Origin of the sequence: Chitinophaga silvisoli (assembly GCF_003412465.1) — a bacterium.
GTDB classification, from domain to species: Bacteria; Bacteroidota; Bacteroidia; order Chitinophagales; family Chitinophagaceae; genus Chitinophaga; species Chitinophaga silvisoli.
Genome location: NZ_QTJV01000038.1, coordinates 1 through 1711 on the forward strand (window position 1 = coordinate 1; position 1711 = coordinate 1711).

Consider the following 1711-nt stretch of genomic DNA (forward strand, 5'->3'; position numbering starts at 1 on the left):
CAGGATATTCATTAATATTATTAAATATATCTCTAATAATAATAGGCAAACTTTCAACTGTACTATTCTTAATAATTTCAACTAGTTTAGGATAATTATTAATATTATTAAATACATTAATAACAAAATCATTAATAAAACTAGTAATAATATCAAGAAAGTCTTTATAATCACCTATATTAGTAAATATCTCTTCAAGTGCTTCTGCTAAATCTTTAATAACAGTATCAAAAGACCATCCCTCCCAATTATCTGGATTAGTCCAAGCAGCATCACTAATATCATCACTATTATATCGTTGTGTCCAATTAATATTAGTTACATCACGATAAGTAATAATATATCCTTTACGACGATAAATTTTATCAAGTTTATTAACAGTATCAGCAAAAGTACCTTCCCAAGTTAAATAAACACTATTACAAGAAGCTAATATTCTATCTAGTCTAGTACCAGTTTTACCATCAAATATAGCTTGTATAACAGTTAAAGGATATATATTATATCTAGTATCATTTTCTTCACAATACTTATCTAGTATATGAATTGGCATATTGCCCTCTTTATCACATTGAACTTTACTAGGGTCAAAAGATTGACAATTAGTACCAACAAAAACATTTTCTTCTTCAGCCATAATTACCACGGATTAGAAACACGTTTAATATAATGTAAAGCAATAGTAGGCATAAGTTTATTAATAGCAAGATAATTACCTGTCCATCTATTACCACTTATTTGACTCCAAGTCATTTCACCATTATTACTAATATTAGGTCCAGTCATATACCAATTAGTAGAACGATTAATGCCAAGATTATCAAGTCTATTTCTATCAGTACCATAAGGATAACCATTTTTAACATCACCATCTAAATCACCTGATATAAATCTCCAGTTACTAGGTGCTATAACTTGATGGTTATTATCACCGGATTTAGTTTTACCAACAGCAACAGCATGTTGATGAAGAGGTAAATCAGTACCACCAATATAAAACGTATATGCACTTACATTACGACCCGGAGCAGCAGGGTCATATGTATCTTTAATATTTTCAAGAACTGTTTTCCAATCAAGATTTCCTTGTTTAGGATTATTATAAATATTAATACCATTAGGTATATAACCCATAACAAAACGTCCTTGTGCAGCAGTATAAACTTCCCAACCATTAGGAGGAGTTGAAGTATCCCAAAGCATAATAGAACCAATAGGAACAACAGCAGCAATCCAAGCTTGAATTTGACTAGCAGCAACTCCACCACCTTGTCCACTTCCACCGCCTTGTCCAAATCCTTCTCCAACTAATTTATTTTTAATATCAGTATAAAGAGAATTAAAATCTACATCAAGTCTACTAGGTTTAGTTTCACTATCTGCAAATTTATTCATAACAAGATATTTACCTGTTCTAGCTTCACCAAGTTGAGTAACAGACATGACATTATGAGTGCCATCTCCACCAGAGCCACCACCTCCTTCAAGACCAGCGATAATATCATTAATTTCTTGCTTAGTATAATAATTATTAAGTATAGAATTAATAATATTACGTACTTCTTCTTCAGTTAGTCCACCACCGCCAGAACCTCCACCGGCAGCATTAATAGTAATAGTACCATCATCATTTTCAACAAAAGTAATATTAGTACGTAATATCATTAATTTCTTGCTTAGTATAATAATTATTAAGTATAGAATTAATAAT

General features: G+C 30.6%; 2 protein-coding genes. Both read right to left on the reverse strand.

Annotation, left to right across the window (positions count from 1 at the left end; genetic code table 11):
• Positions 1–637 (reverse strand): hypothetical protein (locus tag DXN04_RS33930; RefSeq protein WP_147320158.1); only part of this gene is annotated, 637 nt, incomplete at its 3' end.
• 2 nt (positions 638–639) lie between these two features.
• Positions 640–1711 (reverse strand): hypothetical protein (locus DXN04_RS33935; RefSeq protein ID WP_233525749.1); only part of this gene is annotated, 1072 nt, incomplete at its 5' end.